Source organism: Sphingomonas sp. CBMAI 2297, assembly GCF_029870595.1.
In the GTDB taxonomy this organism is placed as follows: Bacteria; Pseudomonadota; Alphaproteobacteria; order Sphingomonadales; family Sphingomonadaceae; genus Sphingomonas.
On sequence record NZ_JAPDIR010000002.1, the window covers coordinates 26006 to 45247 of the forward strand.

The 19242-nt window shown below is 68.6% G+C and carries 16 protein-coding genes; 3 read left to right on the forward strand and 13 right to left on the reverse strand.

Annotated features, from left to right (window positions below):
• Window positions 1-315: 315 nt before the first annotated feature.
• The 3 genes from OMP43_RS02850 to OMP43_RS02860 form a co-directional block, all read right to left on the reverse strand.
• The gene (locus tag OMP43_RS02850; RefSeq protein ID WP_280278134.1) at window positions 316-672 is read right to left on the reverse strand and encodes a response regulator; all 357 of its coding nucleotides are present in this window, start codon (window positions 670-672) and stop codon (window positions 316-318) included.
• Entirely contained in the window at window positions 669-2813 is a 2145-nt protein-coding gene (locus OMP43_RS02855) for a PAS domain S-box protein (RefSeq protein ID WP_280278135.1), read from the reverse strand. Before OMP43_RS02855 ends, OMP43_RS02850 begins: the two co-directional genes overlap by 4 nt.
• A 61-nt stretch (window positions 2814-2874) precedes the next feature.
• On the reverse strand, window positions 2875-3744 hold the full coding sequence (locus OMP43_RS02860) for a CoA ester lyase (protein ID WP_280278137.1): 870 nt from the start codon (window positions 3742-3744) through the stop codon (window positions 2875-2877).
• Window positions 3745-3890: 146 nt separating this feature from the next.
• On the opposite strand from OMP43_RS02860, the gene OMP43_RS02865 reads away from it, so the two are divergent.
• Window positions 3891-5783: an EAL domain-containing protein gene (locus tag OMP43_RS02865; RefSeq protein WP_280278139.1), complete on the forward strand. Its 1893-nt coding sequence runs from the start codon at window positions 3891-3893 to the stop codon at window positions 5781-5783.
• A complete protein-coding gene (locus OMP43_RS02870; RefSeq protein ID WP_280278141.1) occupies window positions 5783-7633 on the forward strand; it encodes a CHASE4 domain-containing protein in 1851 nt (616 codons plus the stop codon). Before OMP43_RS02865 ends, OMP43_RS02870 begins: the two co-directional genes overlap by 1 nt.
• 151 nt (window positions 7634-7784) lie before the next feature.
• Here the strand turns inward: OMP43_RS02870 and OMP43_RS02875 are convergent, their stop codons facing one another.
• From OMP43_RS02875 to OMP43_RS02910, 8 genes are all read right to left on the reverse strand, one after another.
• On the reverse strand, window positions 7785-8933 hold the full coding sequence (locus OMP43_RS02875) for an SET domain-containing protein (RefSeq protein WP_280278142.1): 1149 nt from the start codon (window positions 8931-8933) through the stop codon (window positions 7785-7787).
• A 150-nt stretch (window positions 8934-9083) separates the two neighbouring features.
• Window positions 9084-9803, reverse strand: coding sequence for a 3'(2'),5'-bisphosphate nucleotidase CysQ (locus OMP43_RS02880; protein WP_280278143.1), 720 nt, complete (start codon window positions 9801-9803; stop codon window positions 9084-9086).
• Complete coding sequence (cysN, locus tag OMP43_RS02885; protein ID WP_280278144.1) at window positions 9800-11713, reverse strand: sulfate adenylyltransferase subunit CysN; 1914 nt, start codon at window positions 11711-11713, stop codon at window positions 9800-9802. The genes OMP43_RS02880 and cysN overlap by 4 nt, the downstream gene beginning before the upstream one ends.
• 157 nt (window positions 11714-11870) lie before the next feature.
• Complete coding sequence (cysD, locus tag OMP43_RS02890; protein WP_280278146.1) at window positions 11871-12812, reverse strand: sulfate adenylyltransferase subunit CysD; 942 nt, start codon at window positions 12810-12812, stop codon at window positions 11871-11873.
• Between the two features lie 55 nt (window positions 12813-12867).
• Window positions 12868-14019 carry an N-acetylglucosamine-6-phosphate deacetylase gene (nagA, locus tag OMP43_RS02895; protein ID WP_280278148.1) on the reverse strand — a complete coding sequence of 384 codons (1152 nt, stop codon included), beginning with the start codon at window positions 14017-14019 and terminating at the stop codon, window positions 12868-12870.
• Window positions 14016-14897 (reverse strand): N-acetylmuramic acid 6-phosphate etherase, encoded by an 882-nt coding sequence (locus OMP43_RS02900; protein ID WP_280278149.1) that lies wholly within the window; start codon window positions 14895-14897, stop codon window positions 14016-14018. The genes nagA and OMP43_RS02900 overlap by 4 nt, the downstream gene beginning before the upstream one ends.
• Window positions 14887-15780, reverse strand: a complete 894-nt coding sequence (locus tag OMP43_RS02905) for a BadF/BadG/BcrA/BcrD ATPase family protein (protein WP_280278151.1) — start codon at window positions 15778-15780, stop codon at window positions 14887-14889. The genes OMP43_RS02900 and OMP43_RS02905 overlap by 11 nt, the downstream gene beginning before the upstream one ends.
• An 84-nt stretch (window positions 15781-15864) precedes the next feature.
• Window positions 15865-16545, reverse strand: coding sequence for a LuxR C-terminal-related transcriptional regulator (locus OMP43_RS02910; RefSeq protein ID WP_280278152.1), 681 nt, complete (start codon window positions 16543-16545; stop codon window positions 15865-15867).
• Between the two features lie 192 nt (window positions 16546-16737).
• Here OMP43_RS02910 and OMP43_RS02915 point away from each other — a divergent pair, with 192 nt between their 5' ends.
• Window positions 16738-16983, forward strand: coding sequence for a hypothetical protein (locus OMP43_RS02915; RefSeq protein WP_280278153.1), 246 nt, complete (start codon window positions 16738-16740; stop codon window positions 16981-16983).
• 45 nt (window positions 16984-17028) lie between these two features.
• Here the strand turns inward: OMP43_RS02915 and OMP43_RS02920 are convergent, their stop codons facing one another.
• A complete protein-coding gene (locus OMP43_RS02920) occupies window positions 17029-18402 on the reverse strand; it encodes a glutamate--cysteine ligase (protein WP_280278155.1) in 1374 nt (457 codons plus the stop codon).
• The gene (locus OMP43_RS02925) at window positions 18399-19223 is read right to left on the reverse strand and encodes a carbon-nitrogen hydrolase family protein (RefSeq protein WP_280278156.1); all 825 of its coding nucleotides are present in this window, start codon (window positions 19221-19223) and stop codon (window positions 18399-18401) included. Before OMP43_RS02925 ends, OMP43_RS02920 begins: the two co-directional genes overlap by 4 nt.
• Window positions 19224-19242: the final 19 nt, after the last annotated feature.

Below are 19242 nucleotides of genomic sequence, written 5' to 3' on the forward strand. Positions count from 1 at the left end.
GGAGCCCGGGCCGGCCGGCGCCGTCCCGGGCCTGCTCCCAGTCGAGCCTATACCGCCGAGGCGGTGAGCAACGGGTTCCGGCCCGGGGCTTGCCCAGGGTGAGAACTCAAACAAGCCTCTGAAACTACACCCGTCATCCCCGCGCGGGCGGGGATCCAGGGTAGTAGGGGATGATCGAAGCAATCCCGCGGGTGCTTGCCGGAAACGGCAAAGCAAGCCGCGCGCCCCTTGCTCCTGGCCCTGGATCCCCGCCTGCGCGGGGATGACGGGGAAGGGATGGTGGGGATGACGATTGAAGGAGCATGAGTCCCCAACCTAGGCCCGCAACCGGGCGAGTGCGTCGGCCAGCTGGGCTTCGCGATAGGGTTTCTCGATCATCGGCACGTTCGTGCCGAACCCCTCCGGCGGCGCGCCATAGCCGCTGGCGAAGGCGAAGGGCACGCCGCGCGCGCGCAATGCCTCCGCAATCGGCGTGCTGCGTTCGCCGCCAAGGTTGATGTCGAGGATCGCGACGTCGAAGCCGCCACCTTCGGCCAGCGCCATCCCGTCGGCCAGCCTGCTCGCGGGGCCGATGATCTCGCACCCCAGCGCCGCGAGCAGATCCTCGAGATACATGGCGACCACCGGCTCGTCCTCGACGACGAGCACGCGCAGCCCCGGCAGCCCGCTCACGCGGCACCTTCGGGCAGCGGCGCGTCGACGATGCAGACCAGGCCGCCGGGGCGGAACTCGATATGTACCGTGCCGCCGAGCTCGGCGGCGAGGCCGCGTTCGATCATCCGCGTGCCGAAGCCGCGCCGTATCGGCGCCACGACCGGCGGGCCGCCCGCTTCCTCCCAGCGCAGCGCGAGCCTGGCCGGAGCGCCGTCCCTATCCTCGCACCGCCAGCGAATCGTGATCCGCCCCTCCGGCCGTGACAGGGCGCCATGCTTCACGGCATTGGTCGCCAGCTCGTGGATGGCCAGCGCAAGGCTGATCGCCGTCTTGGGCTGGATCGGCAAGTCCGGCCCATCGAGCGCGAAGCGGCTCGGCTCGCCATGCGGGCGCAGGGCATCCTCGATGATCCGGCGCATCGAGACCGGCCCCCAATGCTCGCGCGTCAGCAGATTGTGCGCCTCGGAAAGCGCGGCCAGCCGGCCTTCGAACGCGGCGCGGGCCTGGTGCGGCGGCACGTCGTCCTTGAAGCTCTGCTGGGCGATGCCCTGGACGATCGCCAGCGTGTTCTTCACGCGGTGGTTGAGCTCGTCGACCAGCAGGCGGAGATGCGCCTCGGCGCGCTTCGCCTCGGTCATATCGCGCCCGATGGCATGCAGCGCCACCGGGCGGCCCTGGGCGTCGAGGTTGAGCCGCGAATTGACTTCCCAGATCAGCTCGCGTCCGTCGCGGGCGCGCAGCTTCAGCGTCAGCCGGGTCGAGCCGCCATGCTGCAGCTTGCGGTTGAACGCGTCCATGCTGATCGCGAACTGGTCCGCGTCCATGAAGTCGCGGATCGAGCGGCCGAGGATCTCGTCCTCGCGATAGCCGATCGCCTCCACCACCGCCGGGTTCACCGAGGTCACCCGATTGTCGAGCGTGGTGGTGATCAGGAAGTCGTTGGCCTGTTCGAAGATCGTGCGGAAGCGCGTCTCGCTTTCGCGCAGCTCCTGCTCGGCGCGCCTGCGATCGGTGACGTCGAACGAGACGCCGACGAAGCGGCTCGGCCGGCCGTCGTCATAGTCGATCCGGCTGCCATGGCTCTGCAGCCAGCGCTCGGCACCGTCATCGGCGCGCAGGATGCGATAGGTGATCGCATAGGGCGCGCCCTCGGCGAAGCAGCGCAACGCGGCGTCGCGCACCATGATCCGGTCGTCGGGATGCACGCGGGCGATCCATTCGTCGAAGCTGCCGCGCGGATCGGGCCGGCGCGGCATGCCGAGCAGGTCGAAGCGGTTGGGCGACCAGGCGCCGTCCATCGTCTCGAGGTCCAGCTCCCAGGTGGCCATGCCGGCCGCCTCGGTAGCGAGGCGCAGCCGCTCCTCGCTCTTGCGCAGCGCGTCCTCGTCGGCGCGCCGCTGGGTGACGTCCAGCGTCACCGAAAGCACGCCGAAGGGCTCGCCCGTCGGCCGGCGGATCACCGCGACCGAATTGTTCACCCAGACCACGCCGCCGTCCTGGCGGACATAGCGCTTCTCATGGGTATAGGGCGTGCCGTCCCGCACCACCTTCTCGAACAGCGGCAGGTTGCGGGCGAGGTCGTCCGGATGCGTGATCTGCTGCATCGTCATGCCGCCCATCAGCGCATCGCGGCTCCAGCCGGCGATCTCGCAGAAGCGATCATTGACCAGCGTGAAGCGGCCCTCGATGTTCACCTGGGCGAAGCCGGCGGTGGTCTGGCTGATGAACGCCGAGAGCTGCGCCTCGCGCTCGCGCAGCGCGAGTTCGGCCGTCTTGGCCTCGGTCACGTCATGGGCGACGCCGATGAAGCCGATATGGCGCCCCCGCGCGTCCCGGCGCGGCTGCGAGGTGGAGTGGAGCCAGCGCCATTCGCCATGGACGTTGCGATAGCGCCCCTCGAGCTCGAAGGTGCCGAGGCTAGCCTCGCCCGCGACCGATTGCGCGAGCAATTGCGCGGCATCGTCCGGATGGATGATCCGCCGCCAGTCGAAATCGAGCGCCTCTTCATAGGAGACGCCGAGGAAGGCGACATAGGCGCGATTGACGAAGCTGCGCCTGCGATCCAGCCGAGTCACCCATACGGCGACGGGGGCGCTGTCCGCGATCATGCGGAACTCGTCCTCGCCCACCGGAAGCGGCTCGGCCGGCGTGTCGGTCATCGGGGCTCGATGGAAAGCATCAGCAATTTCCTAGCCTTGCGCCAAGGTAAATCAACGCTTGCTACCGGCGCATCGCCAGCACCGCCCGTGCGCGCTTCAGGTGCGGCATGTCGAGCATCTCGCCGTCCAGGCCGATCGTGCCCGCGCCCGGCGACGCCGCGAAGGCCGCGACGATCCGTTCGGCGCGATCGATCTCCGCGGGGGAGGGCGAGAAGGCGCGGTTGATCACCGGCACCTGATCGGGATGGATGGCGAGCATCCCGCGGAAACCCGCGCGGCGCGCCTTGGTTGCAACCTTTTCCAGCCCGTCGAGATCGCGGAAATCGCCATGGATCGTCTCGATCGGCGTCACGGCCGCGGCGGCGGCCCCGGCCAGGGCGAGGGCGCGGAAGACCTGGTAGGGAAAGTCATATTCGCCGGTCTCGTCGCGATTATGGGTCGCGCCCAGTGCGGTGGCGCTGTCCTCGGCACCCCAGGTGAGCGCGGCGAGGCGCGGACAGCCGGCATAATCGCCCAGGCCGAAGATGGCCGGCGCGGTTTCCGTCGCCACCACGATCGTGCGGATCCCGCCCGGGGGCAGGCCGTGCGCGGCCTCCAGCGCGGTGAGATAGTGATGGAGCAGCTCCGCCTCGGCGCGGGTCGCCTTGGGCAGCATGATCCCGTCGGGCGCGCCGGGCACGATCGCGGCGAGGTCGAGCAGCGCGTGCGGCGTGTCGAGCGGGTTGATCCGCACCCATTGCGGCTGCGCGCGCGCGGCGGTCTTCAGATGCCCGGCGACCAGCGCGCGGGCAGCGGGCTTGTTGGCCTCGGCCACTGCATCCTCGAGGTCGAGCAGCACCAGGTCGGCTTCGCTCGCGCCTGCCTTGGCGAGCTTGCGCTCGGAATCGCCCGGCGCGAACAGCAAAGATCGGGCGGCCAGCGGGTCGGTCATGCATCCTCCTATCGTGGAGGACTAGCTATCGCGCGCGGACCGGCGGGTAAACCGCGCGCCGTTCTTAACCCTGGCTGGCGGTTTTCCCTCTGTGCGGGGGCCGGATTTTACCCCTCCTTAACGCTGTCCGCTTACCTCGTTTGGGAATGAGCGAGGGGATTTCGAACGTGCGCATTCTGATCGTGGACGACGAACCGGCGATGCACGAATCATATCGCCAGGTGTTCGGGCCCCGCAAAGGCGGCAATGCCAGCGCCCTGAACGCGATGGCGGCCGAACTGTTCGGCGACGACGATGCCGTGCCCGAGCCGGCCGACGACGCGATCGATTTCCAGTGCGCGCATTTCAACCAGGGTCTCGACGCGGTCGAGGCGATCAAGGATTCGCTGGAAACCGGCAAGCGCTTCTCGGTCGCCTTCATCGACGTGCGCATGCCCCCGGGGATCGACGGCAAGGAAACCGCGCGCCGCATCCGCGCGCTCGATCCCGACATCAATCTCGTCATCGTCACCGGCTATTCGGATTTCTCGCCCCTCGACATCAGCCGCGCCGCGGGCCCGGTCGACAAGATCTTCTACATCGCCAAGCCCTTCCAGGCCGAAGAGGTGATCCAGACCGCCACCGCGCTCGCCCATCGCTGGGAAGCGGACGCCAAGCTGCGCAACGCGATCGCCCTGCTCGAGGAACAGAAGCTCGAGCTCGCCGCCAATGAATCGCGCGCCGTGCACATGGCGAACCATGATTCGCTCACCGACGCGCCCAACCGGCTCGCCTTCCTCCACATGCTCGGCAAGGCAGTGAAGGGCGAGCAATGCTTCGCCATGGCGATGATGGACCTCGACCGGTTCAAGATCGTCAACGACACGCTCGGCCATCTCGCGGGCGACGAGCTGATCCGCATGGTCTGCGAGATCCTGCGCCAGCAGGTGCCCGCCAACGGCTTCGTCGCGCGCCTGGGCGGCGACGAGTTCGCGATGCTCTACCCGGTCACCGGCGAGGACGAGGCGACGATGATCGCCGAGCGCATGCTCAAGGCCGTATCGATCAGCTTCAAGGTGTTCGGCCATTCGGTCCAGGGCGGTGCCTCGGTCGGCCTGATGGTCGTCCAGCCGCGCACAATCCACGACCCGATCGACGTGATGCGCCGGGCCGATCTCGCGCTCAACGAGGCCAAGCATAATGGCCGCGGCATCGTCCGCCTGTTCGACGAAGTGATGGACGAATCGATCCGCTTCCGCCGCCAGATCGAGGGCGGTCTCTCCGAAGCGATCGCCAAGGGCGAGCTGAAGCTGGTCTTCCAGCCGATCGTCGGGCGCGACGCGCTGGAGATCACCGGCTTCGAGGCGCTGATCCGCTGGTGCAGCCCGGAATATGGCATGGTCTCGCCCGGCATGTTCATCCCGATCGCCGAGGAATCGAACCTGATCCACGAACTGGGCGACTGGGTGATCGACCAGGCGGTGGAGACGCTCAAGACCTGGCCCGGCCAATATGTCTCGGTGAACTTCTCGCCGCGCCAGTTCCGCCGCCACAATTTCGTCGGCCATGTGATGGAGCGGGTGGCCAATGCCGGCGTCGAGCCCGGGCGCTTCCAGATCGAGATCACCGAGACCGCGATCTTCGACGATGTCGAGCGCGCCGCCGATACGCTGTTCAAGCTCCGCCAGATGGGCTTCCGCATCGCGCTCGACGATTTCGGTACCGGCTATTCCAGCCTTTACAACATCCGCCGCTTCGCGCTGGACTGCTTGAAGATCGACCGCAGCTTCGTCGACGGCATGGGCCGCGAGCGCGAGAGCGCGGCGATCGTCCATTCGATCATCCATCTCGGCCGGGCGCTGGGCATGGAAGTGGTGGCCGAGGGCGTCGAGACCGAGACGCAGCTCCAATCGCTTCGCGTCGCCGGCTGCAGCCACCTCCAGGGCTATTATCTCGCGCGCCCGATGGACGCCGAGGATGCGCTGGTGCTCGCGCAGAGGGGATATATCGGCGACGCGGAGGCCGTCGAGGTCGAGCTGGGCAACGGGACGCGCGGCTGATGCCCCGCGCAAGGCGCCTCAAGGCGCCGGCCTCGCTCGGCGCGAAACTGGTCCTGATCCTCACCGGCGTCGGCGTCATCGGCGCCGCCGCGCTGACGCTGATGCTCGCCACCGTCATCACGCCGAGCTTCAACCGGCTCGAGCGCGACGCGGTCGACGCGCATGTCGCGCGCACCCAGGCGGTCGTCCACGATGTCTCGGCCAAGGTCGAGAACGCCGTGCGCGACTATGGCGACTGGAACTCGTCCTACGACTATATGGCGCATCCGACCAAGGCGTTCGAGGACGAGAGCTTCTCCACGCTGGCCATGGTCAATCTCGACGTCAACGGCATGGCCTATGTCCGGCCCGATCGCGAAATCGTGATCGCGCGCTGGCTCGACCTCGAGAAGCAGGCCGATGTGCCCGCGATGCGCGCGCGCCTCGCCCAGGCCATCGCCCGGTTCGATTTCGCGCGGATGCTGCATGGACAGAGCTCGGCCGGATTCTTCATTCGCCTGGGAGACACGCTGGCCGCGATCGGCATCGCGCAGGTGCGCAGGAGCGACGGCAGCGGCACGCCGCGCGGCTATGTGCTGATGGCCCGCGCCGTCACCGCGGCGCAGCTCAGTACCCTGCTCCAGCTCGAGGCCGCCCTCGCCCTCGACCATCCTGTCGCCGCGATCACCAAGGCCCCGGGCGCTACCCGGACCCGCATCGCCGTGCCGATCCCGGGGCCGGACGGCCGCCCGGTCGCCACGGCCACCTATAGCGTGCCGCGCGACCTCTCGACGCTCGGCACGCGGATGCTCGTGCTCGCCGTGGTCGGGTCGTCGATCCTGCTGGCGATCGTGCTGCTGGTGCTGCGCCGGATGATCGCGCGCCTCGTCCTCGCGCCGCTGAAGCGCGTCGAGCGCCACATGGGCGTGGTCCGCGCCTCGGGCACGCTCGGACTGCTGACGGACAGGCCGCGCGACGACGAGATCGGCAGCCTGGTCACCAGCTTCAACTCGATGCTCCGGCAGCTCAAGGACCTGCGCGAGCAGCTCGAGGTGCAGAGCTTCACCCTGGGTCGCAGCGAGAGCGCGGTGGCGGTGATGCACAATGTCCGCAATGCGCTGAACCCGATCAGCACCGTGCTCAGCCAGGGGCTGGGCAGCGGCGCGCCGATGGACCGGGCATTGCTCGATCGCGCGCTCGGCGAGCTGGCGAGCGAGGAGCTTCCCGCGGTGCGCCGGCAGAAGCTCGTCGCCTTCCTTGCCGCCGCGATCGAAAGCGTCGAGCAGGAGCGGGCCGATCGTCGCGCGCAGATCGCGATCGGCCGCGAGGCGCTGCACCATGTGCTGGAGATCATCGGCCAGCAGCAGGAGGCGGCGCACGAGCGCCCGCCGCTCGATGCCTGCGACATCACCGATATCGTCGCCCAGAACGCCACCATCGCGCGCTATTCGGGCGAGAATTCGATTGCCTTCAGCTTCCCGTCCAAGCCGCACTGGGTGATGGCCAACCGCGTGATCCTCAGCCAGGTCGTCGGCAATCTCTTCGCCAATGCTGCGGAGGCCATCGCCGCGACCGGGCGCGGCAGCGGCTCGATCTCGGTGACGATCCGGGACAAGGGCGACAGCACCGAGATCCATATCCGCGACGATGGCGAGGGATTCGACCCCGCTACGGCGCCGACGCTCTTCCAGCGCGGCTTCTCCACTCGGGCGCACAAATCGGGCGGCCTGGGCCTCCACTGGTGCGCCAATTCGATGCTGACGATGGAAGGCAAGCTCGACCTGGTGAGCGACGGCAAGGGAACCGGGGCCAAGGCGATCCTGACGCTGGGCACGGCGCGGCTGGTGCAGCCGAACGGGATTGCGGCGTAATTCCACTTTCCCTCTCCCCTTGTGGGAGAGGGAGGGAGCCGACGAAGTCGGCGGAAGGGTGAGGGGGAGTGAGCCTCCGTCCCCCCTCATCCTTCCCACTCGCTTCGCGAGCGGGCCCCTTCCTTCTCCCACAAGGGGAGAAGGAGTTTAGTTACCGCCCCACGGCCTTCCGCGTCCCCGCCACTTCGTCCTTGCGGCGCAGATAGGGTGCGACGAGGTTGCGTGCCCGGAACCATTCCTGCCGGTCCGGGTCGAGGCTGTCGAAATTGCCGATCACCCGGCGGCATTCGGGCGCGCGGCACTGGCAGATCATGTGCCAGTTCGATTCCCGGAGCGTCGTCGAATAGTCCCAGGCGATTTCCTCGCCCGGCTGGATCGCGCGCACCGCGACCAGGAACACGCCCGTATCGGTGAAACGCAGGCCGGCATTGGGGTCGCAGCTGTGATTGACCAGATCGTCGATCCGGCCGGACGGGCCCATATAATGGTCCGGCGTCACCTGCACGAAGCGGTCGCCCCGGCCGCGCATCAGGCTGGGGATCTGGTCGGCGCGGAAACGCCGGCCGGTGAACTCGATCAGCACATCGCCCTCGGCAAAGGCGCTCGCGGCGAACACGGCCTTGCCCAGATGGTTCTCGCCCACCTTGAACAGATTGTTCGAAGGCCGGTAGCGATCGAGCCAGCGCAGCCCGCCGCGGCGCGTGCCGAAGGCGCGCAGCGGGTTGATCGTCGCCAGGCCGATCAGGAACCATATGCTGGCATGGCAGAGGAGCTCGACGATGACATAGGCGAGCTCGGCCACCCCCGGCTGGGTCGCGCGCACCGCGACGAGCAGCGTGGCGAGATCGCCGAAGGTCCACAGGCCCCAGGCCGGCGAGCGCTCGCGGTTGCGATCGGTCCACACGCTTGCCCAGGTCGGCCAGAAGCTCACCGGGACGGCGAGCACCACCAGCATGTGCGCCCAGAAAGCCTCGCGGAAGACGAGCCACAGCATCAGCGCGCTCAGGCTGGCCGCGATGCAGAAGGTCTCGGTGGGCGAGGGCGGGGCCCAGGACGAGCGCCGCCAGATGCCGATCGTCACCAGGATGCAGGCGATCGAGGAGAGCGCGAACACCCAGCCTTGCGGCGCGCCCGGATTCACCGCGGCATAGGTCAGCGCCTCGAGCGAAGTCGCCGCGCTCCAGATCAGCCATGACGCGCGGTTCGGCTCCACCAGCTCGCGACGCAGCCCGATCAGATAGGTCGCATAGCCCGCGAAGCTGAAGCCGATCGCCAGCAGGAACCAGATATCGGCGGTCAAATTACGCTCCCTCCCAAACGGAGCGTTTACCATGTCCCGGATTCGTCGTCTACGCGCGACTCGCGGTGACTCCGCGAGTCGCGGGGAATCGCGAAGAGTCACTTACGGGGCGAATCTCACAAGAACCCCCTCCTTTCCAGGGAGGGGAATCTACGCGCCGCAGTCCCGCACCGCCTCGAGCACGATCGGCGCCCATTCGCGGCGGCAGATCAGCAGGTCGGGGATGCTCGTGCTGGCCTGGTTGTAGACGATCGGCGAACCGTCGATCCGCGAGGCATGGAGCCCCGCGGCGAGCGCCACCGCCACCGGCGCGCAATTGTCCCATTGATGCTGGCCGCCCGAATGGAGGTAGATCTCGGCCTCGCCGCGCACCACCGCCATTGCCTTGGCACCGGCCGAGCCCATGCCGATATGCACCGCGCCGATCCGCTCGCCCACGCCGGCGCAGAGCTGGCTTGGCCGGCTGCGGCTCACCAGCATGCGCGGCGGCAATTCACCCTCGGGCAGCGCGGGCGGGCAGTCGCTGGAGAGCGTGCAGCCGAGCCGGGGCAGGGCGACGGCGCCTACCGCCGCCCGGCCATCCACGGCCAGCGCGACATGCACCGCCCAATCCTCGCGCCGTTCCGCGAACTCGCGCGTGCCGTCGAGCGGATCGACGATCCACACGCGCCGTGCCGACAGCCGGGCCGGATCGTCGGCGGATTCCTCGGAAAGGATCGCGTCGCCGGGCCTCGCCGCGCGCAGCCGGTCGAGGATGAGGATATTGGCCTCGCGGTCGCCGCGATCCCCGCCCGCGCATTCGTCCTGGATGCGCAGCAGCAGCGCACCCGCTTCGTCGGCGATCGCCCGGGCGAGTTCCGCGTCGGTCAAATCACCGGACTCCAGGTGCCCATGATCGCTTCCACGATCCGCTCGGCGGCGGCTTCGGGCGTCTCCCTGGTCGTGTCCACCCGGATCTCCGGATTCTGTGGCGCCTCATAGGGGCTCGAGATGCCGGTGAAATTGGCGATCTGGCCGGCGCGCGCCTTCTTGTAGAGCCCCTTCACGTCGCGCGCCTCGGCAACCGCCAGCGGCGTGTCGACGAAGATCTCGAAGAACTCGCCCTCGGGCAGCAGCTTGCGGACCAGCTCGCGCTCGGCGCGGAAGGGCGAGATGAAGGCAGTGAGCACGATCAGCCCCGCATCGGTCATCAGCCGGGCGACTTCGCCGACGCGGCGGATATTCTCGATCCGGTCGGCATCGGTGAAGCCCAGATCCCGGTTGAGCCCGTGGCGGATATTGTCGCCGTCGAGCAGAAAACTGTGCTTGCCGAGCGCGTGGAGGCGCTTCTCCACCATGTTGGCGATGGTCGACTTGCCCGAGCCGGAGAGCCCGGTGAACCAGAGCAGCCGCGGCGCCTGGTGCTTCTGCCGGGCATGGGCCTCGCGGTTGATCTCCACCGCCTGCCAATGCACGTTCTGCGCGCGGCGCAGCGCGAAGTTGAGCATGCCCGCGGCCACGGTGGCGTTGGTCGCCTTGTCGATCAGGATGAAGCCGCCCAGATCCTTGCTCTCGGCATAGGGCTCGAAGACGATGCCGCGATCGGTATAGACCTCGGCCACGCCGATATCGTTGAGCCCCAGCGTCTTCACGCTAAGCTCGGCCATGGTGTTGACGCACACGGCATGGCGCGGCGGCTGGACGGTGGCGCTGACCATCTGGGTGCCGAGCTTGAGCCAATAGGCGCGGCCGGGGAGCATCTCGGCCTGATCCATCCATACGATGGTGGCCTGGAACTGGTCGGCCACCTGGGGCGGCGCATCGGCGGCGGCGATCACGTCGCCGCGCGAGCAGTCGACTTCGTCGGCCAGCGTGATGGTCACGCTCTCGCCCGCCACCGCCCCGGCCCGATCCCCGCCGAGCGCGACGATCCGCGCGACGCTGCTGGTCTGGCCCGAGGGCAGGATGCGCACCTTGTCGCCTGGGCTTATGCTGCCCGACGCGATCATGCCGGCGAACCCCCGGAAGTCGAGATTGGGGCGGTTCACCCATTGCACGGGCAGGCGGAAGGGCCGTGCGGCGTCCGCATCGGCATCGATCTGGACGCTCTCCAGATGCTCGAGCAGCGCCGGCCCCGCATGCCAGGGCGTGTTCGCGCTCGGGCCGGTGATGTTGTCGCCCTTGAAGCCCGAGATCGGGATCGGCGTGAAGCCGGCGATGCCGATGCTGTCGGCAAATCCGCGATAGTCCTCGACGATCGCGTCATAGACGGCCTGATCATAGCCGATCAGGTCCATCTTGTTCACCGCCAGCACGATGTGGCGGATGCCGAGCAGGTGGCAGAGGTACGAGTGCCGCCGCGTCTGGGTGAGCACGCCCTTGCGCGCGTCGATCAGGATCACGGCGAGATCGGCGGTCGACGCGCCGGTCACCATGTTGCGGGTATATTGCTCGTGGCCAGGCGTGTCGGCGACGATGAACTTGCGCTTTTCGGTCGCGAAGAAGCGATAGGCGACGTCGATGGTGATGCCCTGCTCGCGCTCGGCGGCGAGGCCGTCGACGAGCAGCGCGAAATCGATCTCCTGCCCTTGCGTGCCCAGCCGCTTGCTGTCGGCCTCGAGGCTGGCGAGCTGGTCCTCGAAGATCATCTTCGAATCATAGAGCAGCCGCCCGATGAGCGTGGACTTGCCATCGTCCACGCTGCCGCAGGTGATGAAGCGCAGCAGCGACTTGTTCTGATGGAGCCGGAGATAGGCGGAGATGTCGGACGCGATGAGCGCGTCGGGGCGGTAGGAGGTCATGCGTGTTCCCCGAGCCCGTCATCCCCGCGCGGGCGGGGATCCAGAGTCACGGGCGACACGGCAGAGAAACCCTGGATTCCTGCCTGCGCGGGGATGACGGGGAAAGGGGCGAGGGCGCCGGAAAAAGGGGCGAGAATGCGGGAAGAAGCGCGGGCCATCAGAAATACCCCTCCTGCTTCTTCTTCTCCATGCTTGCCGCCTGGTCATGGTCGATCGCGCGGCCCTGGCGCTCCGAGGTCGTGGTCAGCAGCATCTCCCGGATCACGGCCTCCAACGTATCCGCCTCGCTCTCCACCGCGCCGGTCAGCGGATAGCAGCCGAGGGTGCGGAAACGCACCGAACGGGTGACCGGCACCTCGCCCGGGTTCAGCCGGAAGCGATCGTCGTCGACCATCAGGATCAGCCCGTCGCGCTCCACCGTCGGCCGCGGCGCGGCGAAATAGAGCGGGACGATCTCGATCCCCTCGGCGAGGATATATTGCCAGATGTCGAGCTCGGTCCAGTTGGAGAGCGGGAAGACGCGGATGCTCTCGCCCTTGTGCTTGCGGGCATTGTAGAGGTGCCACAGCTCGGGCCGCTGGTTCTTGGGATCCCAGCGGTGCGACGCGGTGCGGAAGCTGAACACGCGCTCCTTGGCGCGGCTCTTCTCCTCGTCGCGCCGCGCGCCGCCGAACGCCGCGTCGAAGCCATATTGGTCGAGCGCCTGCTTCAGTCCCTCGGTCTTCCACATGTCGGTATGGCGGCCGCCATGATCGAACGGGTTGATTCCCTGCGCCTCAGCCTCGGGATTCTTGTGGACGATCAGTTCCATGCCCGCGTCGCGCGCCGCCTTGTCGCGCAGATCGTACATCGCGCGGAACTTCCAGGTCGTATCGACATGGAGGAGCGGGAAGGGCGGGGGCGCCGGATAGAATGCCTTGCGCGCGAGGTGCAGCATCACCGCGCTGTCCTTGCCGATCGAATAGAGCATCACCGGACGCTCCGCCTCGGCGACGACTTCGCGCAGGATGTGGATGCTCTCGGCCTCGAGCCGCTGGAGATGCGTCAGCCGCGCGGGCGAAATCCCCCGGGTCGCGCCGATCGCCTGTGTCTCCGTCATGTTCCCGGAATGCAGCATGGCGGGCGATTTAGGAAGCCGCCCGGGAACGCGCGATCTAGTTTATGTTTAGGGCGGGATACCGGACGGCCTCGCCGGAAATCCAGCTCTCCAGCACCGTCAGCTCCGCGTCCACCAGCACCAGGTCCGCCCGGAATCCGGGGGCGATCCGGCCCAGCTGCCCGCCCAGCCCCAGGAATGCGGCGGGGGTCGCCGCGGCCATGCGGGCGGCGACGTCCAGCCCGACCCGGCCCTGCGCCATCATCCCCTTGACCGCGCCCGCCATGGTGAGCGTCGAGCCCGCCAGCGTGTCGTCGGCCCCGAGCAGCCGGTCGCCGTCGCGGTGGATTTCGCGGCCATGGATCAGGAACACCGTCTCGTCGCTCCCTACGCTCGGCATCGCGTCGGTCACCAGCATCAGCCGCTCGGGCCCCTTTGCCCGCAGCGCCACGCGGAGCGTCGCCGGATGCAGGTGATGGCCGTCGGCGATGATCCCGGCATAGACGTCGGGATCCTCGAGCGCCGCGCCCACCATGCCCGGCGCGCGGTTGAGCAGCGGGGACATGGCGTTGAAGACATGGGTGAAGCCGGTCAGCCCATTGTCGATCGCGTCGCGCACCGTCTCGTAGCGGGCATCCGAATGTCCGGCGGAGACGATCACGCCCGCCGCGGCCAGCCGGGCGATCTGCCCGGGAGTCGCGACTTCGGGCGCCAGCGTCACCAGCGTCTTGCCGCGGCGGCCCGATTCCAGCAGCGCGAGGAATTCGTCGCGCAGCGGCTGGATCTTGCTCTCGCTATGGATGCCCCGGCGCACCGGGTTGAGGAACGGCCCCTCGATATGGATGCCGAGCACGCCGGGGACGCCCGCCGCGATCGCGGCGTCCACGGCGCGGATGCCGGCCTCAACCACGGACAGATCGTCGCTGATCAGGGTCGGCAGCAGGCCGGTGGTGCCGAAGCGCCGGTGCGTCTCGGCGATCACCCGGATCGTCTCCACGCTCGGATCGTCGTTGAACAGCCGGCCGCCGCCGCCATTGACCTGCACGTCGACGAAGCCGGGGAGCAGCGTCGCTCCGCCCAGATCGACGGTTTCCGCGCCGGCGGGCGGCGCAGGGAGGATCGCCGCGATCCGGTCGCCCTCGATCACCAGGCAGGCATCGTCGCGCCAGCCCTCGGCCAGCAGCATGCGCCCGTTGACGAGCGCTCTCACGGCAGCACGTCCAGCACGGCGCCCAGGCTGCCCCGTGCCGCCGCCAGCCGCGCCTCGGCCTCCGCCGGGGCCAGGCCGCGCGCGATCAGCACCGCGCGCTTGATGTCGCGCCCGCCCGCATCGAGCGCCGTCTCGGCCGCGGGGCCGTCCACGTCCGCCAGCGCGCCGACCATGCGGATCGCACGGGCGCGCAGCTTGGCGTTCGAGACCTGCATGTTGACCATCAGTCCCTCATGAACGAGCCCCAGGCGCAACATGATCCCGGTGGAGAGGAGATTCAGCGCGACTTTCTGCGCGGTGCCCGCCTTCATCCGGGTGGAGCCCGCCACCACTTCGCTGCCGGTATCGGCGAGGATCGCGTGCTCCGCCGCGGCCAGGACCGGGGTGCCGGCATTGTTGGCGAGAGCGATCGTCAGCGCGCCGGCGCCGCGCGCCGCCTCGAGCGCGGCCACCACATAGGGCGTGCGCCCGCTCGCCGCGACGCCGATCAGCACGTCGTTCGCGCCGATCTCCTCGGCGACGACGGCTGCCAGCGCGGCCTCGCGGCTGTCCTCCGCGCCCTCCTGGGTCCGGGTCAGCGCCGCCGGCCCGCCCGCGATCAGGAAGGCGAGGCGCTCGACCGGCCAGTTGAAGGTGGGCGTGAGCTCCACGCCGTCCTGCACGCCGATCCGGCCGGAGGTGCCCGCCCCGGCATAGGCGATGCGCCCGCCATGCCGCAGCCGCTCGGCGGCCGCGTCGATCGCCGCCGCCATCGCGCCGGCCTGGCTTTTCAGCGCTGCGATCGCCGCGAGCTGGGACTCGAGCATCGCCTCCACTGCCGCCTCGGTGGGCCAGCGGTCGATCTCGCGGTAACGGGGGTCTGCGGCTTCAGTCGGCATCGGACTTCCGGGTCGGGAGGGCAGTGGAGGGCAGGCCGGCGAGCAGCAACGCCCCGTCGAGCGGATCGGAGACCGCGTCGACGAGCCGCGCCACGGTGCGTGCGCGCAGCCAGGGCTTCATCCGCATCGCCAGCCCCCCGGCGAGCGCGCAGCGAACGGCCCCGCGCGCGAAGATCGTCTCGATGAATCGTTCGATGTGCAGCGCCGCGTCCTCCACGATCGAGCGGGCGATCGCGTCGTTGTTCTCGGCATAGTCCATCACCAGCGGGGCGAAGGCGGCATAGTCCTTCGGTGTCGCGGCATCCATCCAGGCGACCGCGCGGGCCGTGTCGTGCCCGAAGCCGGCAGTGACGGCGTGGCTGAGCGGCGTCACTTCGCTGCGCCCGTCGAGCGCGCGGAGCGCATGGCGCATCGCACTGAGGCCCAGCGCGGCACCGCTGCCCTCGTCGGAAATCGGAAAGCCATAGCCGCCGATCGTGAAGCTGGTGGTGCCCACCCGCACCTCGGCCACGCTGCCCGTGCCGATGATCAGGGTCGCACCCTCGACGCCGGCATGCGCGCCGAGATTGGCGATCGCCGCGTCGGTGACGAACTCGATCGCGGCGAAGGGAAAGGGGAGGGCGGCGAGCTGCTCGCGCATTCCGGGGCGCGATATCCCGGCGATGCCCATGCCGGCCCGGATCGTCGAAACCTCGTCCTCGCCGAGTCCCGCCGCCGCGATCGCCTGGCCGGCGACGTCGCGCAGCACCGCGTGGAGCCGCTCGATGCCGATCCGCGTATTGGCCGGGCCGCTCTCGCCGGTGCCGAGGATGGTTCCGCGCTCGTCCGTCAGCCGGCTGCGGCAATGGCTGCCGCCCGCATCTATCCCGAGGAAATAGGCCATGCTCGCTCCCTACAGCAGCCGGCGCGCATTTTGCCATGCCGAACCGCCCGGAGGGCCATAATCCGCGGATATGGCCGTTGTCGGTCAGATCAGGCCCTTGCGCACCGCGATCACCGCCGCGTGGATCTTGTTCGACGCCGAGAGCTTGCGCGTGGCGTTGACCAGGTGGAACTCCACCGTCCGCTGGCTGCGGCCCATGATCGTCGCGGTTTCCCAGGCGGTCTTGCCCAGGCTCACCCAGCGCAGGCATTCGATCTCGCGCTCGCTCAGCGCCGCGCCGGCGGCCCCGATCGCCGCGGCGGGATCGGGAATGTCCGGATCGCTGCGCGTCGCGGGGCGGGTGAAGGCGCGGGCGGCGGCGATCAGCGCGAAGTCGGTATTGTCGGTGATGCATCCCACCGCTTTGTGATGGCCGGATCCGGAGTCGAGCAACAGGCAGGCGACCGAGCGGATCCAGCGCGTCTGCCCGTCGGGCCGGATCAATCGGAAATCGACATGATAGCGCAGGTCGCGCGCGATCAGCTCCACGACCATGGCCAGGTCTATGGTGGTGGCCAGTTCCTCGTCTTCGGGGTGAATGAAGGGCCGGAAATCGGCAAGGCTGCGCACCATGTTGGGCTGCAGCCCGGTAATCTGATACCAGCGCGCGTCGCAGACGAGCAGATCGGCATCGATGTCATAGTCCCATAGCCCTACCTCAAGGGCCCTCAGGCGCAGTTCAAAGTCTTCGTCGGGGCGGGGCTCGGCGCTTTCCCCAGATGTCATAACCCTCCAACCACAATCTTATCGTGTTCCGTCGGAGAACGTTTCCCAGACGTCACGGTTCCTGTGTGGCCCTCGGCCAGCCCGGGGGCAAGGGTGATGGGAGACCCTCAGCGGCTCGCCGGAAACACGTAAATTTACGAGTTTTCCCTCCTGTCCGCGGGGCGCAGGCTTCGCCCGAGACCAGTGAGACGAATGACCATGCCAGCGAATGCGAAGCGCAAGGACCCCGATCTCGAACAGGATGCCGTCCCGGGCGGCCGGGTGACGCTGCGCGACGTGGCGATGCTTTCCGGCGAGGAGCTGGTGCTGCGCTTCGGCGGTTCCGCCGCGCAGCAGCTGGTGGACCTGATCGTCGCCGCGATCCGCAAGGGCGATGACGACGAAGTGGCCGCGATCGACGGCCGGCTCCAGGAAGTGGAGCGGGCGTTACGGGGCTAGGCAGGGGATCTGGCCTTCCCGGCGTGCTCCCACGGGCCGGGAAGGCTAGAAACGCGCTTCCTCATAGACGCGGCGGATATCGCCCTGCCAGTCGCCGTCGAAGCGGTCGAGCAGCACCTGGGCCGGCACCTTGCCGGTGCGCACCACTTCGCGCAGCGGATCGAGGAAGCCGGATTCATTGTCGCCCGAGGCGTTGAGCCGGGCGCGGGCGTTGAGGCCGGCGGCGGCGATGTCGAGCACTTCGCCGGCAATGTCCCTCAGCTTGCCGCCACCGGGCAGCGGCGCGTCGAGCGCCAGCTTCGGCACCGAGCTGCGCAGCGTCTCGCGCGCCTCCATCGACCAGTCCTTCACCAGCTCCCATGCCGCATCGAGCGCACCCTGATCGTAGAGCAGGCCGACCCAGAGCGCGGGGAGGGCGCAGATCCGCCCCCAGCGCCCGCCATCGGCGCCGCGCATCTCGAGAAAGGTCTTGAGGCGGACCTCGGGAAAGGCAGTGGAGAGATGGTCCGCCCAATCGTCCATCGTCGGCTTGTGGCCGGGATAGGCGGGCAGTTCGCCCTTCAGGAAGTCGCGGAAGCTCTGCCCGGCCGCGTCGATATATTTGCCGTCGCGGTAGACGAAGTACATCGGCACATCGAGCGCGTATTCGGCATAGCGTTCATAGCCGAAACCCGGTTCGAACACGAAGGGCAGCATGCCCGTTCGCGCCGGATCGGTGTCCGACCAGATATGGCTGCGATAGCTCAGATAGCCGTTGGGCTTGCCTTCGGTGAAGGGCGAGTTGGCGAACAATGCCGTCGCCAGCGGCTGCAGCGCCAGGCCGACGCGGAACTTCTGCACCATGTCCGCTTCGGAGGCATAGTCCAGGTTCACCTGGATCGTGCAGGTGCGCAGCATCATGTCGAGGCCGAGATTGCCCACCCGAGGCATGTGCCGCAGCATGATGCCATAGCGGCCCTTGGGCATGATCGGCAGCTCGGCGCGCGTCTTGTCGGGCCACATGCCCAGGCCGAGAAAGTTGAGGCCAAGCTTGTCGCCGACCTGCTTCACCTGCTCCAGGTGTCGCCCGGTCTCGCCGCAGGTCTCGTGGAGATTCTCGAGCGGCGCGCCCGAAAGCTCCAGCTGGCCGGCCGGCTCCAGGCTCACCGTGCCGTCCGGCCCCGAGAGCGCGATGACGTTGCCGCCTTCCAGCACCGGCTTCCAGCCGAACTGGGTCAGCTCGCCCAGCAGGTCGCGGATGCCGCCCTGCTCGTCATAGCTGGGAGCGTGGAAGTCCCGGGTCGCGAACACGAACTTCTCGTGCTCGGTGCCGATGCGCCAGCGTTCCTTCGGCTTTTCGCCCCGGGCGAAATACTCGATCAGCTGGGCGCGATCCTCGATCGGGGCCGACACCTTGTTGCTTTCGGTCTTGGTGCTCATGCGAAGGTCTCGACGGGAGGGATAGGGCGGCGGTGGCGCAGCACCGGCACGCGGGAACGGACATCCTCGACACGGGCCTGGTCGATCTCGACCGAGCCGAGGCCGGCCGCCTCGCCCATGTCGAGCACCACTTCGCCCCAGGGATCGATCGCCAGCGAATGGCCATAGGTGGCGCGGCCATCGGCGTGCAGGCCGGTCTGCGCCGCGGCGATCACATAGGCGCCGGCCTCGATCGCGCGGGCGCGCAGCAGCACGTGCCAATGCGCCTGGCCGGTGGGACGGGTGAAGGCGGCGGGGACGGCGAGGACGGTGGCGCCGGCATCGCTGAGCGCGCGGAACAGGTCCGGGAAGCGCATGTCGTAGCAGATGGCGAGGCCCAGCCTGCCGATCGGCGTGTCGACCACGATCGCGCGCTCGCCCCGGCAATAGGTGTTGGACTCCCGCCAGCTCTCGCCGGTGGCGAGGTCGACATCGAACAGGTGCAGCTTGTCGTAATGCGCCCGGATCGCGCCGGTGCCGTCGATGACGAAGCCGCGGTTCAGGAATTTCTCGCCTTCACCCTTCAGGGCCAGCGAGCCGAGATGCACCCAGATGCCGTGCTTCGCCGCCGCCTCGCGCGTCGCGGCGAGGACGGGATCCTCCGCCTCGGCCACCACATGGGCGCGCGCACGCTCGCGATCGCCGTCGAGCAGGCCGGACATTTCGGGCGTGAACAGCATCGCGCTGCCCGCCGCCGCCGCCCGCGCGATACCATCGGTGACGGTACGGGCGTTGGCGGCCGGATCGATCCCGCTCGTCATCTGCAGCAGGCTGGCCTTCATCGCTTCCTCCCCCTCCGGG